General features: G+C 70.1%; 19 protein-coding genes and 2 pseudogenes. 7 read left to right on the forward strand and 14 right to left on the reverse strand.

Annotation, left to right across the window (positions count from 1 at the left end):
- Nucleotides 1-27: 27 nt before the first annotated feature.
- Complete coding sequence (locus OG747_RS48055; protein WP_331744722.1) at nt 28-336, forward strand: transposase; 309 nt, start codon at nt 28-30, stop codon at nt 334-336.
- On the forward strand, nt 333-1,250 hold the full coding sequence (locus OG747_RS48060; RefSeq protein WP_331744719.1) for an IS3 family transposase: 918 nt from the start codon (nt 333-335) through the stop codon (nt 1,248-1,250). Before OG747_RS48055 ends, OG747_RS48060 begins: the two co-directional genes overlap by 4 nt.
- Nucleotides 1,251-1,692: 442 nt before the next feature.
- On the opposite strand, the gene OG747_RS48065 is transcribed toward OG747_RS48060, so the two are convergent.
- The 10 genes from OG747_RS48065 to OG747_RS48110 all read right to left on the reverse strand — a co-directional run bounded on the left by OG747_RS48065 (nt 1,693) and on the right by OG747_RS48110 (nt 12,588).
- Nucleotides 1,693-2,337 (reverse strand): PIG-L family deacetylase, encoded by a 645-nt coding sequence (locus OG747_RS48065; protein WP_331764945.1) that lies wholly within the window; start codon nt 2,335-2,337, stop codon nt 1,693-1,695.
- A complete protein-coding gene (locus tag OG747_RS48070) occupies nt 2,334-3,647 on the reverse strand; it encodes a hypothetical protein (protein ID WP_331764947.1) in 1,314 nt (437 codons plus the stop codon). The genes OG747_RS48065 and OG747_RS48070 overlap by 4 nt, the downstream gene beginning before the upstream one ends.
- Nucleotides 3,644-4,669 carry a phosphotransferase gene (locus OG747_RS48075; protein ID WP_331744711.1) on the reverse strand — a complete coding sequence of 342 codons (1,026 nt, stop codon included), beginning with the start codon at nt 4,667-4,669 and terminating at the stop codon, nt 3,644-3,646. Before OG747_RS48075 ends, OG747_RS48070 begins: the two co-directional genes overlap by 4 nt.
- On the reverse strand, nt 4,666-5,838 hold the full coding sequence (locus OG747_RS48080) for a hypothetical protein (protein ID WP_331764948.1): 1,173 nt from the start codon (nt 5,836-5,838) through the stop codon (nt 4,666-4,668). Before OG747_RS48080 ends, OG747_RS48075 begins: the two co-directional genes overlap by 4 nt.
- A gap of 388 nt (nt 5,839-6,226) precedes the next feature.
- Complete coding sequence (locus OG747_RS48085; protein WP_331744705.1) at nt 6,227-7,369, reverse strand: LLM class flavin-dependent oxidoreductase; 1,143 nt, start codon at nt 7,367-7,369, stop codon at nt 6,227-6,229.
- Nucleotides 7,370-7,404: 35 nt separating this feature from the next.
- Entirely contained in the window at nt 7,405-8,397 is a 993-nt protein-coding gene (locus tag OG747_RS48090) for an Ldh family oxidoreductase (protein ID WP_331744702.1), read from the reverse strand.
- A gap of 351 nt (nt 8,398-8,748) precedes the next feature.
- Complete coding sequence (locus OG747_RS48095) at nt 8,749-9,636, reverse strand: aminoglycoside phosphotransferase family protein (protein WP_331764952.1); 888 nt, start codon at nt 9,634-9,636, stop codon at nt 8,749-8,751.
- A gap of 306 nt (nt 9,637-9,942) precedes the next feature.
- The gene (gene eis / locus OG747_RS48100) at nt 9,943-11,121 is read right to left on the reverse strand and encodes a GNAT family N-acetyltransferase (RefSeq protein ID WP_331744698.1); all 1,179 of its coding nucleotides are present in this window, start codon (nt 11,119-11,121) and stop codon (nt 9,943-9,945) included.
- A gap of 17 nt (nt 11,122-11,138) precedes the next feature.
- A complete protein-coding gene (locus tag OG747_RS48105; protein WP_331764953.1) occupies nt 11,139-11,672 on the reverse strand; it encodes a MaoC family dehydratase in 534 nt (177 codons plus the stop codon).
- Entirely contained in the window at nt 11,665-12,588 is a 924-nt protein-coding gene (locus tag OG747_RS48110; protein ID WP_331764954.1) for an aldolase/citrate lyase family protein, read from the reverse strand. Before OG747_RS48110 ends, OG747_RS48105 begins: the two co-directional genes overlap by 8 nt.
- Before the next feature lie 186 nt (nt 12,589-12,774).
- Between OG747_RS48110 and OG747_RS48115 the strand changes: the two genes are divergently transcribed.
- Complete coding sequence (locus OG747_RS48115; protein ID WP_405886207.1) at nt 12,775-14,040, forward strand: XRE family transcriptional regulator; 1,266 nt, start codon at nt 12,775-12,777, stop codon at nt 14,038-14,040.
- 100 nt (nt 14,041-14,140) lie between these two features.
- On the opposite strand, the gene OG747_RS48120 is transcribed toward OG747_RS48115, so the two are convergent.
- Nucleotides 14,141-14,818: an A24 family peptidase gene (locus tag OG747_RS48120; RefSeq protein ID WP_331745060.1), complete on the reverse strand. Its 678-nt coding sequence runs from the start codon at nt 14,816-14,818 to the stop codon at nt 14,141-14,143.
- Between the two features lie 282 nt (nt 14,819-15,100).
- Entirely contained in the window at nt 15,101-15,748 is a 648-nt protein-coding gene (locus tag OG747_RS48125; protein WP_331744688.1) for a phosphatase PAP2 family protein, read from the reverse strand.
- A gap of 216 nt (nt 15,749-15,964) precedes the next feature.
- Between OG747_RS48125 and OG747_RS48130 the strand changes: the two genes are divergently transcribed.
- The 3 genes from OG747_RS48130 to OG747_RS48140 are packed head-to-tail and all read left to right on the forward strand — an operon-like array spanning nt 15,965 to nt 18,568.
- Nucleotides 15,965-16,348 (forward strand): BlaI/MecI/CopY family transcriptional regulator, encoded by a 384-nt coding sequence (locus tag OG747_RS48130; RefSeq protein WP_331744686.1) that lies wholly within the window; start codon nt 15,965-15,967, stop codon nt 16,346-16,348.
- Nucleotides 16,349-16,358: 10 nt separating this feature from the next.
- Nucleotides 16,359-17,321, forward strand: a complete 963-nt coding sequence (locus OG747_RS48135; RefSeq protein ID WP_331745058.1) for a M56 family metallopeptidase — start codon at nt 16,359-16,361, stop codon at nt 17,319-17,321.
- Between the two features lie 50 nt (nt 17,322-17,371).
- Nucleotides 17,372-18,568 (forward strand): MFS transporter, encoded by a 1,197-nt coding sequence (locus tag OG747_RS48140; protein ID WP_405886209.1) that lies wholly within the window; start codon nt 17,372-17,374, stop codon nt 18,566-18,568.
- A gap of 233 nt (nt 18,569-18,801) precedes the next feature.
- On the opposite strand, the gene OG747_RS48145 is transcribed toward OG747_RS48140, so the two are convergent.
- Both OG747_RS48145 and OG747_RS48150 read right to left on the reverse strand, forming a co-directional pair.
- Nucleotides 18,802-19,215 carry a (2Fe-2S) ferredoxin domain-containing protein gene (locus tag OG747_RS48145; protein ID WP_331744684.1) on the reverse strand — a complete coding sequence of 138 codons (414 nt, stop codon included), beginning with the start codon at nt 19,213-19,215 and terminating at the stop codon, nt 18,802-18,804.
- A pseudogene (locus tag OG747_RS48150) lies at nt 19,212-20,609 on the reverse strand (heavy metal translocating P-type ATPase); the annotation flags it as partial. The pseudogene OG747_RS48150 and the gene OG747_RS48145, both read right to left, overlap by 4 nt.
- Between OG747_RS48150 and OG747_RS48155 the strand changes: the two are divergent.
- Nucleotides 20,602-20,739 (forward strand): annotated as a pseudogene (locus OG747_RS48155) (IS5/IS1182 family transposase); the annotation flags it as partial. The pseudogenes OG747_RS48150 and OG747_RS48155 overlap by 8 nt on opposite strands.
- Nucleotides 20,740-20,778: the final 39 nt, after the last annotated feature.

A 20,778-nucleotide genomic window follows, 5' to 3' on the forward strand; every position in this document is an offset into this window, starting at 1 on the left:
ATGGGACTCATGAGAGGAACATCGACCATGGCTGCCCCCAGAAAGTACTCGCTGGAGTTGCGTGAGCGTGCGGTGCGGATGTATCGCACCTCCGACCCGAAGCCCCAGATCAAGAAGCTCGCCGTCGATCTCGGTGTGCACCCGGAGGCACTGCGCGGCTGGATCCGCCAGGCCGAGGCCGACGCCGGCGAGCGCGACGATCGGCTGACCACCGACGAACGCGCGGAGCTCACCGCGCTGCGCAAGGAGAACGCCCAGCTCAAGCGGGCGAACGAGGTACTGCGGACGGCCTCGGCTTTTTTCGCGGCCCAGCTCGACCCAACCCGGCCCAGGTGACGGCGCTCCTCGACGAGCATCCACGCCTGGGGGTCGAGCCCGTCCTGCGGGAACTGCACATCGCCTCCTCCACCTACTATCGCTGGCGCCGTGCCGAACGCGAGCCGTGCGAACACCGGCGCCGCGACGCGGAACTGACCGAGCAGATCAAGGAGATCCACGCCGGCTCGGGCGGGATCTACGGCTCGCCGCGCGTCCACGCCGTCCTCAGGCGCGAGGGCGTCCACGTGGGCCGCAAACGGGTCGAGCGACTGATGCGCGAGGCCGACATTGCGGGCATCAGCCCGCGCCAGAAGGGCTTCACTCGCCGGGACCCCAAGGCCACGCTCGCCCCGGACCTGGTCGAGCGCGACTTCACCGCGCCCGCGCCGAACCGGCTGTGGGTCACCGACCTCACGATGATCTCGACCGGCGAAGGGCCGCTGTGGCTCTCGGCGATCCGGGACGCGTTCTCCCGGAGAGTGGTGGCCTGGGAGACCTCCGCCCGCGCGGACGCCGACCTGGTCCTCACCACACTGGAGTACGCCCTGGCCAGCCGGGAGGTCAAGCCCGGACAACTCGTGCACCATGCCGATCACGGCTGTCAGTACACGTCCGTGAAGCTGACAACTCGCCTACTGAGAGCGGGAGTTGCGGCGTCCATGGGCTCGGTCGGGGACTCGTACGACAACGCCCTCGCGGAGAACCTCTGGATGCTCATCAAAACCGAAGGCATCCGCGGCCGCACCTTCACCACCCGCTCCGAGGCCAACCTCGCGCTCTTCGAGTACATCGACGGCTTCTACAACTCCCGGCGCATCCAGAAACGGCTCGGCTACCTCAGCCCCGTCGAATTCGAGGAGAAGCACTACGCCGACCAGGCAACGGCCAAACGAACGAACCTGAAACCCCGTCAACCCGCCCTGACCAGCTGATCAGCACCTCCCACACACCGGGGGAAGCTCAAGATCCGGGTGTCAGGTTTGCATGTCTGCCGTCGAAGTGCTCAAAGATCAGGAGGTTCCACTCGCCCGTATCGACATGATGGAGCAGCCTAGGGGAGATTCCATGAACGCTTGGCCCGATACTCGCCTCATTATTCTGCTTAAAAGTGCTTCTATGGTTACTGGGAAGTCCCTTGATGAACACCTTCCCTTTGGGTACGTGCAACGTGGACGCGAGGGGTGAATTGAGCCCTGCTTCACTGGAGACGGAAGTGTTGACGTGACCTACCAGCGACTCGACGACGGATCGCGCATGGGCAGGCAGATCTTCCCAAGCTATGCGTTTCGCGCGAGGGACTTCCTCGGACATTCGCGAGGCCTCCGGGACAGCGGTAGTGGCCTACTGGCCTATGGTGTGGACCTCTCGATCCATCTACCTTGCGAACCCGATTTCTCTTGCGGTACGGAAGAGCTCGGCGTATTCCAATCCCGGCGGGAAGCGCTCGGCGACCCGGTGGTGTACATGTTGCCGATACGCGACCTCGGCAAGCTTCCGGAAGACGTCCATGTCGAGTTGCTGCTGGGAGGCGAAGCGCTTCAGAGCGGCTGCCTTGGTGTCCAGGAGCTCCTGGGTTCCCACGAAGACTCTGGTGGGTTCGAACCCAATGCTGTAAGGGGAGCGGAAGTAGCAGAGGTTGTTGGCCTCGCGCAGGGCGACCGTTGTCACCTCCTGGGCGGTGATGCTGTGGTCGAGGTGCTGGTCGTCAGGGAAGTGGGTGTAGACGATGTCCGGGCGTGCCTCTCGGAAGACCCTGAACAGCTCGGCGTTGATCTCCCCGCGGTGCTCGACGAACCGGGTGTCGGGTATGTCCGAGAAGGTGTACTCGGCCACGCCCAGGATGGTGCCGGCGGCCAGGCACTCCTCCCGGCGTGGCGCCGTGCCGTTCGGGCCGGGGGCTCCGGTGGTCAGGCAGTGCACCCGGACGCGGGCGCCATTCAGTACGTACCATCGCATCCGCATGGCCATGGCGATCTCGGGGTCGTCGGGATGGGCTCCCACTACGAGCACGGTCGTCATCTCGCTCCTTCCAGATGGTTGCTCCTGACCACGAAGGCGCTGCGCAGGACCCGGCCGTCCAGGCCCTTCCAGCGGAACGGTTCGCTCGGGCTGCGTGGCCATCGGAGGTAGTGCATGCTGCCGACCACCTGGGTCTGGCTCTCCCCGGTGAAGGCGATCTTCGACGATGCCCCACCGTCCAAGTGGTAGACGCTGCGGGGATCGAGGCCCCCGGCCGTACAGAGTTCGGCGGTCTCTGTGGGGGAGACGCCGCGGAAGGTCTCGCTCAGCGGGGCGCCGTCGAGCACCTGGAACCACAGCTCCCGTCCGTGCAGTCCGATCAGGGTCCGGGCGCAGCGCTTGTCGTGGAAGGGCGAAGTGCCCAAACACTGGTCGTAAGCCGGGGTCCGGCCGGCCGCTGCGTCGGCGACGCTGGGCCCGAGCGAGATGCCGCTGTTCAGGTGCCGCACGTTCAGCCCGCTGATCCGGGTGATCTGCACCTTCGCGCCTGTCCGTAGGCGGTCGGCCCGCGAACGCTCGGCGCGCAGCACGAAGTTCCCGGCGAAGAGTCCGGCGCCTCCGCCCGGGTGCACCGAGGTCACGCAATGGCCGCCGTCGGGGGTCCAGGACACGACGACGTCGACGGCCGCAGGATCGGGTGGAGTGGTGTTGGTGGCCCGGTCCACATCGCGCACGAAGCCGGTGTGCGGATCGTCGGTGTAGCGGACCCGGCAGTTCGCGGCGCCAAAGACGGTAAGGACTCCGGGGTCGTCCCGGGCATCGGGGCGCGGCTCCTTCGAGCCCACCCATCGGTAGGTCTGCCCTTGCACACTCAGCGTCCCAGAGGCCTCCAGCATGCCGATCACCGCCTGGCCGTGGTCGTCGAGGAAGGCGGGCTTGGAGGCCGTGGGCAGGCTCATGACCTCTCCGGCCTGGCAGTAGAAGTCGAGACAGGGCTCGGTCGGCTGGTAGGACGGGTCGTCGGAGATGAAAGAGAACGAGCCGCTGACGGCCGCGAACGTGCCATCTGTACCGACCAGATCGCGGAGGTGAAAGCCGTCCGCGTGGGAGACTGCCTCGGCCCGGACCTGGTCCAGGTCGAGGCGGAGCGTGAAGACGTTGGTGAAGACCCCCCGCCCCAGTTCCACGGGCCTGGCCTGGAAGCGGGCCCCGGGGGCGATCTCACGGCGGAGTTCGGGGACGCGTACGGCGAACGCCTGTTGGTCCCTGGCGAGGGACTGGATGTCCAGGATGCGGTAGCCGTGCGCGCGCAGGACGGCGATGGACGCCTGATCCTCCTCGCGGGGTGGTTCGGAGACGAGCGAGGTCATGCCGCTGCCTCCAGGGGAGTCACCACGGCCTGCACCAGCTCCTGCACGGTGAACGCTGCGGTGTCGAGGAGCCGCAGTACCCGCGCCCGGTACCGGTCGGCCAGGACGGCCGGTACCGGCAAGGGGTAGGGCACGGTTTCGTCCAGCCGGTACAGGACCACCCCGGCCACGACCTTGGCCATCAGCAGTGCGTCCGCAGCAGGCAGGCGCTGTGTTGGCGGGGCGTCGAAGTAGGCGGTGAGCAGGGCGGGCACGAGTGTCCGCAGGTGCTCGGGCTGGCTGAGGTGGTGGATCAGTAGATGCGCCAGGAAGTAGGCGACGTCGTACAGCGGCCAGCCCCGGTGGACGTTGTCGAGGTCGCAGAGGGCCACGGTGCCGGCGGCCAGGCTGAGGTTCTTGGGGGCGAGGTCGCCGAGGACCAGCTGCTGGTGGGGCAGGGCGGCCAGTTCCTCGCACGCCTGCGCGAGCACGTCGTGGCTGGTGGCGCGCAGGCAGAAGAGGAAGGAGCGCTCCCGGAACCACTGCTCGGTGTGGGCCCGGAAGTCGGTGTCGGTGTCCCGGGTGGCGTGGTGGATGCGCCGTAGTGTCCTGCCCAGCCGGGTCATCTCCTCGGGGGTGGCGGGACGTTCGGCGAGGTGCTCGTGGTAGCTGCGGCCGTCGGGGAAGACGTCGGCCAGGATCATGGCGTGGGCCTGGTCGTGGAAGCCGAGGACCTGAGGGAGGACCGACGGCTCGACTCTCCCGTAGACCTCCAGGGCCCGGCGCTCGTCGTCGATGAGAGTCGGGTCGGTGCGCAGCGTCGGGATGCGGGCGTAGCGGTCTCTGCGGACCTTCAGGATCACGCTCGTGTGGTCTCCGCGGATCCGGAAGACGTGGCTGACATTGCCGCCGTGGACGCGTTCAGTCCCGGTGATCAGTCCGACATGCCGCCGGCAGGCGGTGAGGAGGTCGGGCAGGGCAGGACCCAGCAGGTCGGACAGGCTCGGCAGCGGGATCACTGGTGACGGCTGGTGGAGGTTCACAGCGCAGCCTCCACCCGGGCCTGGGGTGCCGGTGCGGGCTTCGGCGCAGCGCGGAAGTCCAGTCTGCGCACGGGAGAGGCGCCGATCCACTGCTGTGCCATCGACAGGTAGGCACCCGCCATCAGCGTGGCTCCGCGGCGATGGCTGGTGAGCTCGGAGGACATCTCCTCGCGGGTGCGCCGGCCGTCCAGGTATGCGAGGAACTCCCACGTCGCGCGGCGCCGGGAGGACTCCTGTGTCGGCAGCGCGGCCTCGGAGTCCGAGGCGGCGGTCAGCGCGCTGAAGTCGAGGCTGGCGTATTTGCTCCAGCCGGGGCGGAACCTGCTGTTGCGGAAGACGTGCACCTGGATATGACGTTCGTGGCCTAGTGCGGTTGGGTCCGTGCTGGGCGTTCCGTCGTTGAGGGTCTGCAGGGAGTGGAAGTGGAGGGCCTGGAAGGGGCCCTGCATGATGATGTGGTTCTCGTGCCGCACCCGGCCGTTGCCTTTGTAGAGGTTGGCGTGCGCGGGGGTCAGGCTGCCGCGCTGCGAGAAGCCGCTATGGACCAAGTTGATGGTTCCCAAAGTCATCGTCCGGCCGCTGCTCTTGTAGGCCATGGATATGAAGGCGTCGACTTCCCCGAACAGCCTTGTCGCCGCGCGCAGTTCGGCCTCGGTGTACGGGTTGCGGGCCGCGAAGCCGGGGAAGAGCTGTTCGTGGTCCTGGACGCCCAGCTGAGTCAGGACGTCGTCGGGACGCGTGACGTGGGCGTGGATGTCCACGGCATCGAGTTCCTTCCCACTCGTCTCGCCGCCCTGCAAGAGCCACGGCACGATGTCGAAGAAGTGGTAGCCGCTGTGGGCTGCCTTGCCGTACCCCTGGTCGAAGCCGTGATACGAGATGTCGAGCAGCTCGTCCGGCATCCGCCACTGCCCGTCGCTGTAGAAAGACTGGACGCTGGTGACCGGGCAGTTGGTCTCCGCCGTGACCTCGGCGATGCACTCCCGCATCCGCCGGAAGGCCGGGTGGTAGCGGCGCTGGCTCTGGACGGTGACCATGATCTGCGGGAACCTGCGCCGGGCCTGCCGGTAGCACTCCAGGAGCTCGTCGAAGTCGGTGAGGATGGCTTCGGCCTTCTCGGGATTCACCGAACAGCCGGCGTGCACGCTGAGCGGCTTGTCCAGGAGCACGCTCAGCCCCCAGCGCCCACCGTGCGTACACCATGTGGTACGCGGGCTCGGTGGACACCACGACGGCGTCGATGCCGCGGCCATCCACCACCGTGTCCAGGGCGCGCCGGACCGCCGCAGGCAGGGCCGGAAGGCGGGAGTCGAACGGTTCGATCAGCGTTACCGGCAGCGACCGGGGCCCGTCGTCGGCTTCGTAGGGCACCAGCACGTCCGTTGCCCCCAGGAGGTCCACGCCGCAGACCGTGCCGACGAGGCCGGCCGCCTGCCCGGCCGCCAGCGCCGGCAGGTGACTCCTGCGGGCATGGGGGCCGACGCCGACCACCAGGAAGTTCTTCATAGAGTCGTCCTCTCGTGCGCGACCGCACAGGGTGCGTGATGGTTGACGGGGTTACCGGTGTTCCGGGGCTGTCAGGCCTCGTCGGCGTAGTTCGGGCAGAACGCCCTCGCCGACCATGTACGCCTCCTCCAGGTGCGGGAACCCGGACAGGATGAACTCCTCGATCCCCAGGTCCGCGTACTCGGCAATACGGTCGGCGACCTCGGTGTGGCTGCCGACCAGCGCGGTGCCGGCGCCGCCGCGCAGCAGCCCCACCCCCGCCCAGACGTTGGGATAGATCTCCAGATCAGAGGTTTTCCAGCCGTCACGGAACCGTTCGTGCAGCGCGCTCATCCGGGCCTGGCCCGTCGATTCGCTGGCCGCCAGGAGGGTCTGGACCTGGCTGACGTGGGCCGGGTCGACTCCCTCGATGAGGCGTTCGGCCGCCGCCCAGGCCTCCGCGGCAGTGTCCCGGGCCACGACGTGGAAGCGGATACCGAACCGCATCTCCCTGTCGTGCTCACGGGCGAGTCCGCGTATCCAGGCGAGCTTCTGTGCGGCCTGCGCGGGCGGCTCGCCCCAGGTGAGGTACGTATCCACGTGGCGGGCCGCGACCGGGCCTGCTTCCGGGGAGGACCCGCCGAAGTACAGGTGGGGCAGCGGATCGGGCGGGGCCAGGACAGTCGCGCCGCGGACGTCGTAGTGCTCGCCCTTGAAGTCGAACGGCTCGCCGCTCCAAGCCCCCCGCAACACGGTGAGGAACTCGTCGGTGCGGGCGTAGCGCTCCGCCTTGGCCAGGTGGTCGCCGAAGCGGGCCTGCTCGTCCCGTTCTCCGCCGGTCACCACGTTGAGGAGCAGCCGGCCACCGGACAGACGCTGCAAGGTGCTGGCCTGCTGGGCGGCCAGGGTCGGGGAAATGAAGCCCGGCCGGAAGGCGACCAGGAACTTCAGCCGCTCGGTCTCCCGCGCGAGCGCGGCGCAGGTCAGCCAGGCGTCCTCGCACCAGGTGCCGGTCGGGGTGAGCACCGCGTCGAAACCGACGTCCTCGGCGGCCCTCGCGATCTGTGCCATGTAGCGGATGGTCGGCGCCCGGAACCGGTCCGCGGTGGGGTGGAGCGATTCGGCCGCTTCGGCCTCCGGGCCGTGCGTGCCCCGGGTGCCCACGGTCAGGGACCGGCCGTCGCTCGCGGTGGGAAGGAACCAGTGAACCTGCATGCCGCACTCCGTCCAGGACGGTTGTGTCGGGGCAGTCAGTCGGAAGCGAAGTCGCCGGCAGCGCGCGCTCGCAGCCTGAGGTACACGGCCTCGTCCAGCTCGACCGTCCCGGTGTCCAGGGCGTGGTCCGCGCGCTCCTTGCTCGCCTGTCCGGGCACACGCACAGCGCCGCCATCACGCGTCACCGCGCTCCTCACCGCATTGCGGAACTTGGTGTTGCTCTCGGCGAATCCGGCGACCTGCCCACCGAAGGACGGGTCCAGGGCGAGGAACGTGTAGCCGGTACTCCAGGTGGAATCCACCTCGGCGCCCATGGGGAATCCGAAGAGCGACCCGGTGAGGATCTGCACGAGCAGGGAGATGGCGAAGCCGCGGTGCTCGCCGAACACCACCGCCGAGGTCGCGGCGGCGGGAGCGTCGGTGAGGTTCCCGCGGTCGTCCACGAAGCAGCCGTGCGGGAGCGGGCCGTTTCTGCGCCGGGCCTCCCACAGGACTCCCATGGGCGCCAGGGTGGTGGACATGTCCGCGACGACCGGCTCGTCGAGCGTGGGGAAGGCGAAGGAGAGCGGGTTCACGCCGAGGAAGGGGGTCCGGCCGCCGTGGACCGTCGCCTCGGCCCGGGAGGTGTTCATGGCGATGCCGATGAAGCCGTGCTCGGCGATCCGCTCGCTCCACTGCGCGAGGATGCCGTACCGCTGCGTGTTGATCATCCCGACGATGCCGGCGCCGACGTCCGCCGCCTTGTCCAGGGCGACGTCGACGGCGTAGACCGCGCTGATCGGTCCGATCTCGCGGCGGGCATCGATGACCGCCAGTGCCCCGTGCTCCCGCACGATCTGCGGTGAGCCCTCGCGCTGCGGGAAGAGCCGGGACTCGAAACAGAACTTCGCCACGCCGTGCGAGGTCCTGCCACGCAGCTCGCCGGCCAGGTAGTGGTCGACGACGTACCCGGCCTTGTCCATGGGAACGGACGCTGCCCGGCAGGCCTCGACCATGAGTTCGCGCAGGGACTCGATCGCCACCTTCACCGGCAGTCTCCCCCCACCCACTGCGGAAGGCTCGGCGCGGCCGCGAGGGCCGCGGCCGTCGGCCTCAGCCGTCCACCGCACGGGTTCACGGTGGCGGCGTGGACGAGACCGGCGAGGGTCGCCGCGCTGGGTAAGGCGCGGGTGGAATCGTGAACGATGCCGCGTTGCGGGGGCATGCTGCTCTCCTGTCGCAGAGACGGGTGGCAGAGACGGGTGACGCGGACGCGCAGGCGGTCGGCGGGCACACCACCAGGAGGCGTCCGACGGAGGATGTCGACGCGTTGAGCACTCGGTGGCCGGGGCCACCGCCTCTATGGCAGTAGCCCGGCTGCGGACGGCTGGCTCGTACGGCTACCGATACTCGTGCGTCATGCGCGCGAGGATGAGGTGACCGCGCTCGACGAGCACGGGCTTCTGCTTGGTGAGGCCGGAGTGCAGGTAGGAGACGCCGAGCCTCGTGGTCAGCAGGCGCAGAACCCGCTCCTCGCTGACCGACAGCGGACGGCCATAACCGGAGAAGTAGGCCGCCTTGAGGTCGGGGCGCACGGCCCAGACCGCACCGCACAGCCACACGAACTCCTCGACGGCGATGCCGTAGGCGGACATCGCAAAGTCGATCACTCCGTGGCCGTGCCCCCGGTCCCACATCCAGTTGCGGGTGGAATAGTCCCCGTGCTGGTACACGGCAGGGAGGTCCTCGGCCAGCTGCGGCAGCTCCCGGGAGACGCACTGCACCAGGGCGCGCTGCTTGGCGTCAAGGTGTCCGGCGGTGCTCTCCAGGCAGGCGGCGGCCTCCTGCGCCTGGTCCGCCATGGAGGCACGGATGTCCTCGAGGTTCTGGCCCGAGGCCGGGTCGGAGTGATCGTGCCAGCGCCGAAGGAGATGACCGGCGAGCTCGTGCACGCGCCGCTCCTCTTCCGCTTCGAGGGGCAGGTCCCGCACGACGTCGCCCGGCTGCGGCGAGGTAATGATCGCCTGGAGGTCCGGGTCCGAGGCGAGGAGGCGGGGCGCCTCGTGGGGGGCGAGTGCACGCGCCGCGTAGGCGTAGCCATGGATCTCGCGCTCGTAGTCCGTCGTGCTCGGGCTGAGCTTCACGAAGGCCACGTCCGCGCCCGCGGCCACCCGCCAGACCCTGGAGCTGCCCCGGGGCCAGGACACATCCGTGACGTGATCCGCGCCGGGCAGGCGACTGGTGACCCATCGCCGCAGGTCAGAGGGGATAGGAGTGTTCTGGGCCATGAAAGGTTCTTCTCCGAATCGCGTGGGAGCAGCGGGAGCCCGCAGGGGCTGGGTGAGCTGCGTGGTGGCCGCGGCGACGCCTTGACTGTACTCACCGAGGAGCGGTCGGCGTGGCGAGCATGGCAGCGCCTGCACGCCGGGCACGCCAGGTTCCCGAGCAGGATCCGACTCGAGCGCTGGTGTCGGCTGGGTGGTACCGGACAATGCCGGTCTCCTCTCGGTCGTTCTGTCCACTCAACGCTTCGGCGATCGCTGCGGGCACGGAGTCCGTCTGCGCAGCGGGCGGTGCGTTGGTGCGGAAAGGGGTCAGAAGTAGTCCGCCAGCCACGGTTCACGGTCTGCGGTCGCCTTCAGGAACTGGGCGAGCGCCCGTGGACTTCCGCCCACCCCCGCCAGTCCGGCGCCAGCCACACTGCGGTATCCGCCGGCGTACCAGACCGCGATCTGGCCCCTGGTCAGGGTGAGCTGCCCTTCGCGCGTGGTGGGCGTCATGTCACCCTCCCCGCCCGCGATCCGGAGGATGAACCGGTCCGTGGCCTTGCCGTCCTCGCCGACGACTTCGATCGGGAGGGTGAGATCCACATCGTCGGGCCAGCCGCGCAGCTGCACCGCCTGGCGCAGGTCCAGGATGCGCAGCATCCACGGGTGCCAGGCACGTGCGGTGAGGGAGCCGGAACGGCGAAGGTGGTGCATCAGCAGCGGTGCGGGCGGCAGGCCGGTCCGCTGGAAGGCGACGGTAGAGATGCGGCTGTTGTGCCGGCCGAGGAAGGCGAGCATGGCGGCGGCCACCGCCTGGTCCCCAGCCCAGAAGTCGTAGACCACCAGCTGCGGTCCCTCGGTCGGGTGGCGTTCACCGGCCACGGACAACACGCCGCTCGGCTCCTGGCCGGGCAGGTTGAAGGCGTACGTGGCCATGCCGGGGTGCTGCCGTTCCTGCCAGGTCTCCCACCAGTCCGGGCGCTGCCACGGGCCGTTCCACCGTGCGGCCAGGTCGTTGCACAGCGTGCGGCACTGCTCAGTTGTTTCATGGATGATCTTGAAATCGGGCTCGCGGAAGCTGTGCCGCAGCTCGTCGGCGGGGACGGTCCACGAGTAGACCTGAGTCGGCGCCTCCCACCCCAGACGGCGGACGTAGCCGGTAGAGGCGGTCCACAGCGTGGCCACGACGGCGCCCTGGTCCTGCAGGGGCCGTAGCCGCTCGGCGATCAGTTCGCCCGCGAGTTGACCACCGCGTTCCTCCGGGGCCACGCATCCGCAGGCCATGCTGGCGCCGGGCACCGTCCGTCCGCCGAAGAACTGCGGGATCAGCAGGCCCAGGCCGCCGGCGACGACCTTCCCGTCGCGGACAGCGACGCGACGGTCGGCGTGTACGCCGAGGCGCAGGATGTCCTCCACCGGGTGGCCATACGCGCGCCGGGCCAGTGTGTCGTACGTTCGCCACAGCTCGTCGTCGGCTTCCACGATGTCCAGTGCCGGAGTAGGCATGCCGCACCCTCCTTCCTTCAGTAGCTGGTCGCGTCCCGCACGACGCTCGCGTCGGCGGGGACGAGGAATGTACGAGTGCAGCTGAAGACCCGCTGGTCGTGCTGGTTGTAGCCCTCGATCCGGCACGAGACGATCCCGTTTTCGGGGCGGCTCTTGGAGCGGCGGGCGGCGAGGACCTCGCTCTGCGCACGGAGGGTGTCTCCGACGTACACGGGCTGCTCGAAGCGCACCTCGTCCAGGGCGAGGTTCGCGGTCGTCAGGGCGCTCGTGGTGCGGACGGTGAGGCCCAGGATGATGTTCATGGTGAGGATCCCGCAGACCAGGACCTGGTCACGGCCGGTCCGCTTGCAGAACTCGATGTCGGAGTGGACCGGTGCCTCGTTACCGGTGAGCGCCAGGATCTGGACGTGTTCCGTCTCCGTCACGGTCCGGGCCGACCGGTGTTCGATGACCGTGCCCACGATGCCGGCGAAGTCCTCAAGCCCGAGACCGACAGATTCACGGATCCGGTTCTCGCTGATGCGGCGAAAGCCCTGCGGGACGCTACTCACTGCGTGCCTCCGTGAGCGTGGCGGATGCGGGGACGGCGCCCGCCCGGGCGGTCACGGCTCGGGCCGCGGCTACGAGCGGCGGCCCCACCATGTGGCCGTCAACGGTGGTGATCTGTCCGTGGGCGGCGTCTGCGGCGGCCACCACGGCTCGCGCAGCGGCGAGTTCCTGGGTGGTCGGCCGGAACGCCTCCTGAATGACGGGGAGTTGCCGGGGGTGTATGGCGGCCTTGCCGAGGTACCCGAGTTCCGCGGCTTCTTCGGCCTCGCGCTTGAGACCGTCGGCATCACGCAGGTCGAAGTACGGGGAATCGATCGCGGGCAGTCCCGCGGCGGCGGCCTCAGCGGAAAGGACTGACCGGGGGTGCCACAGGGCCCGGCTGTTGAGACGGCAGTGGGCGGCGGCCGCGTAGTCGGCGGCCCCGAACAACACCCCTGCCAGCGCCGGGGTCTGCAGGATCGTGCTCAGACGCTGGATGCCCAGCGGCGTCTCGATCAGTGCCCAGACGCGGAGCTGCCCGTCGTCGGCACCGATGATCTTCGCGACCATGTCCACGTCCCGCGCGGACTCGACCTTGGGCACGAGCAGCACGGCGGGCCGCACACCGGACTCGGCTATCGCCACCAGGTCTTTCAGGCCGTGCACCGTTCCTGGAGCGTTGATCCGCACCCCGAGCACCGTGCTGCCGGGGCCAACGCTCCCCGTGCTCTGGGACAGACAGCCGATCACCGCCGCCCGGGCGGCGTTCTTGCCGTCAGGCGGAACGGAGTCCTCCAGGTCCAGCAGGGCGACGTCCGCGTCCGAGTCGGCGGCTGCTGCGAACCGGCCGGGTGTGGATGCCGGGGTGACCAGCCACGTGCTGCGGCCGTGGGTGGGTGCACTCTGGCTGCTGTTGGGGAGAGATTGGGAGCACTGCACGCCGCCTCCTGTGGTCCGGTGCCGCCCCGTCTGCTGCGACTCCATGAGGATGGGCTCAACTGTTCGACCTCGTCGACCAGTTGGAGGGGGTCCCGAGGGGGTCCCGCATTGCAAAGGAGTGACCAGGCGGGTGCACTGGAAGAGACCACCCGTCACCCGCTGGTTCTGGCACGTCTCGCGTGCGGCATGACGATGGAGGAGTTCGTCTCCGGCATCCGTGCCGCGGCCGCCCGGCGTGGTCTGCGCTCCGGCACCGACGAGGCGCGGGTGCGTAAATGGCAGCGCGGTGTCGAGCCGAACGAGGAATCCCAGATCTACATCGCCGAAGCGCTCGGCTGGCCCGCGGACATCGTCCGTGCCGACGACTGGCCGAACTGGCTGCCACTCACCGCCGACGGCGTGGTCCCGCTCGGACCCCACAGTTCCGTGTCCGCCCTGAGAGAGGCCCTGCGAACAGCGATGGACCGCCGCGCGTTTTTTACGATCTCCGGGGCTGCCCTGTCCGCGCTGGCCGCGGACTGGGCCGTCGGCCCCTCCGCCGCCCTCGCCCAGGCCCACGGCGGCAAACCGATCGGCGAGGACTTCGTCACCTTCTTAGAGAACTCCACCCAGCACCTCGCCACCCTCCCCACCGAGCAACGGCAGCACACGGCCATGCTCCTCGATGCCCACCTGTCCACGGTGACCGAGCTGCTCGAACACGGCCGCTACAGCTCGGCCGTCGGGCTGCGTCTGCACACCCTGGCCGCTTCCCTGTCTCAGACTGTGGCCTGGCACCGCTTCGATCTGGGCAGCCACACCCACGCCAGTCAGAACTGGATCGCCGGCCTGCACAACGCCCACGCCGCCGGCGACCACGACATGGGCGCCGGCCTCTTGGGCGACCTCGCCTACCAGGCCGCCTGGCGGGGCGACCACACCACCGCGGCCAACATCCTCAACCACGCCCTGGCCCGCGCCCACAACCCCGCCGCCCGCTGCCTGCTCCAGCTGCGTCTTGCCCGTACCCTCGCCGCACCAGGGGACCACGGCGAACGACGCGCTGTGCTCCGTGCCCTCGCCGCGGCCGAGCAGCACCTCAACGACGCCGGCTCGGACCGGCCCGCCTGGTGCGCCTGGGTTTCCGAGGCCGACTTGGCCGTGGACTCCGGCCAGGCCCTCCTGGACCTCGGCGACACCAGCCGCGCCCACCGGCTCATCACTGAAGGCGAACGCCTGCTGCCCACGGCCCGGGACAAGACCCGTGGCGTGTTCCTCGCCTATCGGGCGGCCAGCTACCTCGATCTGAAGGAACCCGAGCCCGCCGCAGCCGCCGCCACCCAGTCCCTCCTCCTGGCCCGCCGCATCGGAGCACCCCGCTGCGTGCAACTCGTCGACAACCTGCTCCCCCGCTTCCAGCCCTACGCCCGCGCCCAGGGGGTTCCGGAACTCCTCGACCTCGCCGCCGCCTAGCACGTTTGCAACGCCCCGCTGCGGAGACGATCCGCTCGATCGAGGGACTGACCAGGCCCTCGACTGGCTCCTGTCGTTGGGCGTGCGCTGCGATCGTCAGTCACGGGGTGTGGGAACCCAGGAGGATCCCGACGAACGCTCCGGCCACAAGGAACGGGCCGAACGGGATAGTTGACTTGCGTCCTGCGCGGCGCGTGAGGATGAGGCCGACGCCGTACAGCGCGCCGAACAGGTACCCGGCGAAGGTGCCGATCAGCAGGATTCCCCAGCCGTACCAGCCCAGGACGGCCCCGAGCGCCGGGGCGAGTTTCACATCGCCGAAGCCGAAGCCCCTCGGGTTGATCAGGAACAGCACGAAGTAGCAGGCGCCGAGCGTGAGGGACCCGAGCAACGCGGTCCGCCAACTGCCGCCGGCAGCGGGCATCAGCGTGGCCCCTCCGAGCCCGATGAGAGCGATCGCCGCGAGCGGCAGGGTGACGATGTCGGGCAGCCGGTGCACCGTGAAGTCGACGGTCGCCAGCAGCAGCCCGACCGGGACGAGCAGCAGCCACACCACCAGTTCGGGGCGGGGTCCGACGGCGGCCGCCAGAATCGTGCAGGCCATGGCTGAGACGGCGGCGAGGACGGGCATGCTGGGGCCGTACGAGTCGCCGTCCGGGCAGCGGGCCCACCCCAGCCATCCGTCCCTAACGCCGATGAGGGGATGTCCTGCGGGACACGCGGTTCGCCAGGATTCCTGGCCCAACCCGGCTCTCCCGTCAGGGCACTGCCGCCCCAGCCTCGCCCCGACCGTTCCCGTGATCACGTTCAAGGGCCCGCTGGATCTTTCGAAGGCCGAAGGTGTGGTCCCTCACGCGCGCCAGTCGCCGCCCCGATGAGAAACAAGGGTGGAGCGAGGGCGCGCACTCGCACGTCTGGCGGGACGCCATCTTGTGCGCGGCGGATGCTCTCAACTCGGGGATTGGGCGGCATCGGTCAGGTGGTTCCACAGGTCCAGCAGCAAGGTCGGCCGGCACGCCGGGAGCGGGGCGGAGCCGGCCGGTTCTGTTGGGTCAGCTGGTCAGCGGGCGGAGTGGGCGCCAGCGGGAGCGACGGTGAGTACGGGGTGCAGGACTCCGGTGCGCAGGCGGGCGACGAGTGGGGTAGCGAGGCGGCCCGTGAACAGGCTGGCCAGGTAGGCGACGGGCAGGGCGAGGAGGGCGGCGCCGAGGACGTCGTGGGGGTAGTGGGCGCCGACGTAGACGCGGGTGAAGCCCTCCAGTACCGCGAAGACGGCGGCGATGGCGGACAGGCGCCGGTCGAGGAGCCACAGGGCCGCCACGGCGGCGAACGCGGTGGTGCTGTGGCCGCTGGGGAAGGCGTAGTCGGTGCGCGCGGGGCAGGCGTCAACGAAGTAGGCGCGGGGCAGCGAGTAGCACGGCCGCACCTCCGCAACCAGCTTCTTGGCCACCTCGGCGACGGCGAAGGCAGCCACCACGGCGACCGGCGCGGCCAGAGCCAGGGCCATCGACCGGGCATCGCGGCGGCGGGCATTCCACCAGCCCATCAGCATGAGCACCGCGAACACCCCAAGGCCGGCGTTGGTCCACAGCTCGATCGGGGTGTTGAGCCATGGGGTGTCGCGGGCGAAGTCGGTAACGGTTTTGAACAGCGAGCCGTCGACGCTGGAGCCGTCGAAGGCGAGCTGGACCGCGGACTGCACTGTCATCAAGCGTGGTCTCCCAAGGTCGGGGCCTGCTGGCGGGCAGCACCCCTGACATCTACAGGCGTGTAAAACTTCAGGGCGGTGTGCGCCGTTTCCGGGGAAGTGGGCGTTGACCGCGCGTGCCGCGTCCGGAAGGCGTGACAGACTCGGCACGGCAACTTCTACGAACGTGTAGAAGTTCTACAGGACTGTAGATGATGAACGAAAGGTATCCAAGTCATGAACACGGGCCCTGCCCCGGGTGAGCGCAGACCAGGCGGCACGCTGGAGGCCGAGGTCCTGGCCCTGCTGCAGACCTGTCGGCAGGCGCAGACCCCGGGAGAAGTACTGCAGCGGCTGGGGGACGATCTCTCCTACAGCACGGTGGTGACGGTGTTGTCGAGGTTGTTCGACAAGGGGCTGCTGGCCCGCAGCAAGCAGGGCCGCGCCTACGCGTACGCGCCGGTCGCCGACGCCCATGGACTGACCGCACGACGCATGCGCCAGGTACTGGAGTCCGACCCGGACCCCGAAGCGGTCCTTTCCCGGTTCGTGGAGGACCTGCCTGCCCGGGATGAGCAGTTGCTGCGGCAGCTTCTCGGCGATCTTCCGGACCAGGAGTGAGCCGGTGGTGATGCACTTGCTGATCTACCTGCCCCTCCTCTTCCCCGTCCCGGCCGCGCTGGCCGCACGGCCGCTGGCCGCACGTCTGGCACCGTGGCTGGCCACGTGGCTGCTGACCACCTGCGCGCTGGCGCTGGCCGCGCTGAGCTGCGCGGCCCTCGGGGTGCTGGCCGTGGCGGGCTTGGTGCGGCTGCCGCTGGCCGCCCTGGTGGGCGACTGGTCGCTGGCCACCGTGCGCGCGGGTGACTCGGTGTCGAAGATCGAGGCCGCCGTTGCGGGCGCGCTGCTCGTGGCCGCGGTGCTGGCGGGCGTTCGGATGCTGTGGCGCCGGATGCGGGCGCTGGCCGCCGCGGCGTTCGATGCGGCCTGCCTGCCCGGGCACGGCCAGCTGGTGGTCGTGGACGACACGGTCCCCGACGCATACGCGCTGCCCGGCCTGCCCGGCCGGGTAGTGGTGTCCACCGGCATGCTGGACGCTCTTGACGACGCCGACCGCAAGGCCATGCTCGCGCACGAACGAGCCCACCTGGCCTGCCACCACTACGCCTTCGTCGCCGCCGTCCACCTGGCAGCCGCCTGCAACCCGCTGCTGCGGCCCGTGGCAGCCGCCATCGCCTACACCGTGGAGCGCTGGGCGGACGAGCGCGCCGCGACCGAGTGCGGCGATCGCCGCCAGGTCGCCCGCGCGGTGGGCAAGGCCGCCCTGGCCACGACCCACCATCCCGCCCGCCGACGGGTCCCCGGGGCCGTCCTCGGACTGCTCGGACGCCGCCGCTCCGCACTGCACAGCGCCGGTCCCGTGCCACGCCGCGTCGCCGCCCTGCTCGCCGAACCGCACACCTACTCCCCGCCGCTGAACTACCCGATCCTGCCCCTGGCCGCAGCCGCCGCCGTGGTCGGCGCCAGCGCCCTGTGCGCCTTCGCCGCCGCCCACGACCTGCACCTCGTCCTCAAACTCGCCGGCGCCGGCTGACCCAAACCCCAAGCCCGCCGAAGCCCCAGACGACCAGGAAGGACCCGCCGGTGCCGACCACCGTCCCACGCCCCGAACAACGGTCGGAGCGGGCCCAGCTGTGGCCCCTGTACGCGGCTGGTTTCACCACCGCGTTCGGCGCCCACAGCGTCGCGGCGAACCTGGGCCGCTTCACCACTGGCCACCACCAGTCGCTCCTGGTCCTGGGTGGCCTGCTCGCCCTGTACGACGGCGCCGAGGTCCTCCTCAAGCCCGTCTTCGGCATCCTGGCCGACAAGGTCGGCCCCCGCCCGGTACTGCTCGGCGGACTGCTCGCATTCGCCGCCGCCTCGGCCCTGTTCGCCTTCGCTGACGACGTCTCGCTGCTGTGGGCGGCTCGTCTGGGCCAGGGCGCGGCAGCCTCCGCCTTCTCCCCGGCCGCCTCCGCCCTGGTCGCCCGCCTCAACCCCGTCGCCAAGCACGGCCGGGCATTCGGCTCCTACGGCTTTTACAAGAGCATCGGCTACACCGCCGGACCCCTGCTCGGCGGGGCACTGGTGGCCGGTGGCGGACTGCCGCTGCTGTTCACCGCCATGACGGCTCTGGCCGCAGCCGTCGCTGCCTGGGCGGTCGTTGCCGTCCCAGCTGTACCACCACTGCCCAAGGCCCGCCAGACGGTCGTCGACCTCGCCAAACGGCTCGGCCAGGGCAGTTTCCTGCGCCCGACCGCAGCACTGGCACTGGCCACCGCGGCCCTGTCGGTCGGCGTGGGCTTCCTGCCGGTCACCGGCGCCGCCGCCCACCTCGGGCCGGCTACCACCGGGGCAGTCGTCTCCCTGCTCGCGGCCTGCGCGGCCCTGGTCCAGCCCCGGGCCGGAGCCGCCCTCGACCACGGGCGCATCACCACCGCGACGGGACTCAGCACTGGGCTTGCGGTCACCGCCGCCGGACTCGCCGCGGCGATGCTGCCTGGCCTGGCAGGCGTCCTTCTCGCCGCGATCCTGATCGGGGCCGGCACCGGCATGATCACCCCGCTCGGCTTCGCTGCCCTGGCCACAGCCAGCCCGGCCGGACGGCTCGGCCAGACCATGGGTGCCGCCGAACTCGGCCGCGAACTCGGCGACGCAGGCGGCCCCCTCCTCGTCGCCGGCGTGGCCGCGGTGACCGCCCTCACCGCAGGCTTCGCCACCCTCGCAGCCCTGACCGCTGCAGCAGTCCTCGCCAGCCGGGTCAGCGACGAGCGCGGCGTCCGCCAGCCCCCGTCGTAGAACTCGTCGTTCTTCCAGTCGGCGTCCATTCGCACGCAGTTCCTCCGCCGCACTCGGGCCCGCGAGGAAGGCCCGGTGCTGTCGGAGCTCGTGCACATTTTGGAACGGCCCCAGCGGCCCAGTGCCTCCCAAACCGCTGTCGAGGTGTCCGCACACCTCAATCCGAGGCATTCCCAACGCTGGCCGTCACGTGGTCTCGAGACGCACCGACGTAGCCACCCTCAGATGGGGAGTCAGTCGTCGAGTTCGTGTTGGACGCGGCGCGAGGGCTGGAAGGTGTAGAGGTCGAGGATGTCGGGCGGCTCGGCGAGACCGGGGCCGCCGTTCTTGACCCAGGCGGTGATGTCGGCGGCGGCGTCGGGGTCGTTGACCTGTCCGAGCCAGACGGGTCGGCCGCCCGCTTTGCGGCCTTCGGCGGAGGGCTGGATGACGATGACGTTGGCTCGCTCGCATGCGTCGAGGCAGTCGGTGCGCCGGACCATGGCGACACCGGCCAGCGAGGTGCGCAGGTCGGTGAGCTGGGCTTCGTGGTCCAGTCGCGGAACTTTGACCGGGGTGCCGCAACAGCAGCCCCGGCACACGGTGACCGTGGGCCGGGCCGCCCCTGCCTGCGCCGTGCGGGCAGTGCGCCGGGTGCGCTTGCTCACTGGGCGCCCTCGGTGCCGGCGCGCTTCCAGGCCGCATCGCGCAGCAGGCGCAGGCCGTTGAGGCCGACGATGACGGTGGAGCCCTCGTGGCCGAGGACGCCGAGCGGCAGCGGCAGAGTGGCAACCAGGTCCCAGACGACCAGCCCGGTGATGAACACACCGGCGATGACCAGGTTCTGGACCACTAGGCGCCGGGCCGCACGGGACAGCGCAACAACCCGGGGTACGGTGGCGAGTTCATCGCGCACGATGACCGCGTCGGCGGTTTCCAGGGCGAGGTCGGACCCGGCGCGGCCCATGGCGATCCCGGTGTGGGCGGCGGCCAGTGCCGGGGCGTCGTTGACGCCGTCGCCGATGACCAGCACCTTGCGTCCGCGGGCCTCCAGGCGGCGCACCGCCTCGACCTTGTCCTGCGGCAGGAGCCCGGCGTGGACGTCGTCGGCCACGATGCCGACCTGGGCCGCGAGGCGGGCGGCGGCGCGCGGGTTGTCGCCGGTCACCAGCATCGGGGTGGTGCCGGTCAGCGTCTTCAGGGCGGTGACGGTGGCGGCGGCGTTCGGGCGGAGCCGGTCGGCGATGCCGAGGATTCCGACCGGGATGCCGTCGCGTTCGACCAGGACGGCGGTGCGGCCGCCGTTCTCCAGCTCCTCGGCAACGGCCGCCGTCCTGGCCGACCGCGGGTCGGTCGCGCCGCCCAGGAGCCGGGCCGGGGCGCCGACCGCGATCGCGGCGCCGTTGACGGTGGCGGTCACACCGATGCCGGGGGCGGAATTGAAGTCCCGCGTCTGCGGGATGGCGAGGCCGCGTTCACGGGCGGCGTCCACGATGGCGCGGGCCAACGGGTGTTCGCTGGGGTGCTCGGCGGCCGCCGCCAGCGCCAGCAGCGCACCCGCGTCGAGGTTGCTGCCGGTCAGGGGGCGGATGTCGGTGACGCGGGGGGTGCCTTCGGTCAGGGTGCCGGTCTTGTCCAGGGCGACCGCGTCGACCTGTCCCAGGCGTTCCATGACGACGGCGGACTTGACCAACACACCGTGGCGTCCGGCATTCGCGATCGCGGACAGCAGCGGCGGCATGGTGGCCAGCACTACGGCGCACGGCGATGCAACGATCATGAAGGTCATGGCGCGCAGCAGCGAGCTGGTCAGGTCGGCTCCGAAGCCCAGCGGGATCGCGAATACCGCAAGGGTTGCGGCGACCATGCCCAGGGAGTACCGCTGTTCGACCTTCTCGATGAACAGCTGGGTGGGCGCCTTGGTCTCGGAGGCTTCCTCAACCATGGCCACGATCCGGGCGATCACCGAGTCGGAGGCGTCCCGCTCGACCTTGACCCGCAGCGCGCCGGTGCCGTTCAGGGTCCCGGCGAACACCTCGTCGCCGGCCTCCTTGGCGACCGGCGGCCTGATCGACTGGTGCCGCGAGAAGCTCGCGCTCACCCTCGAGATCGTCAAACGCACCGATGACACAGAGGGATTTGTGGTGCTGCCGAGACGGTGGGTGGTCCTACCTTGTTCATGGGTTGGACGGGCCGTCGTAAGGTCCAGAGGCCCAGAGACACCGGGTATG

It is taken from the genome of Streptomyces sp. NBC_01384, assembly GCF_045040035.1.
In the GTDB taxonomy this organism is placed as follows: domain Bacteria; phylum Actinomycetota; class Actinomycetes; order Streptomycetales; family Streptomycetaceae; genus Streptomyces.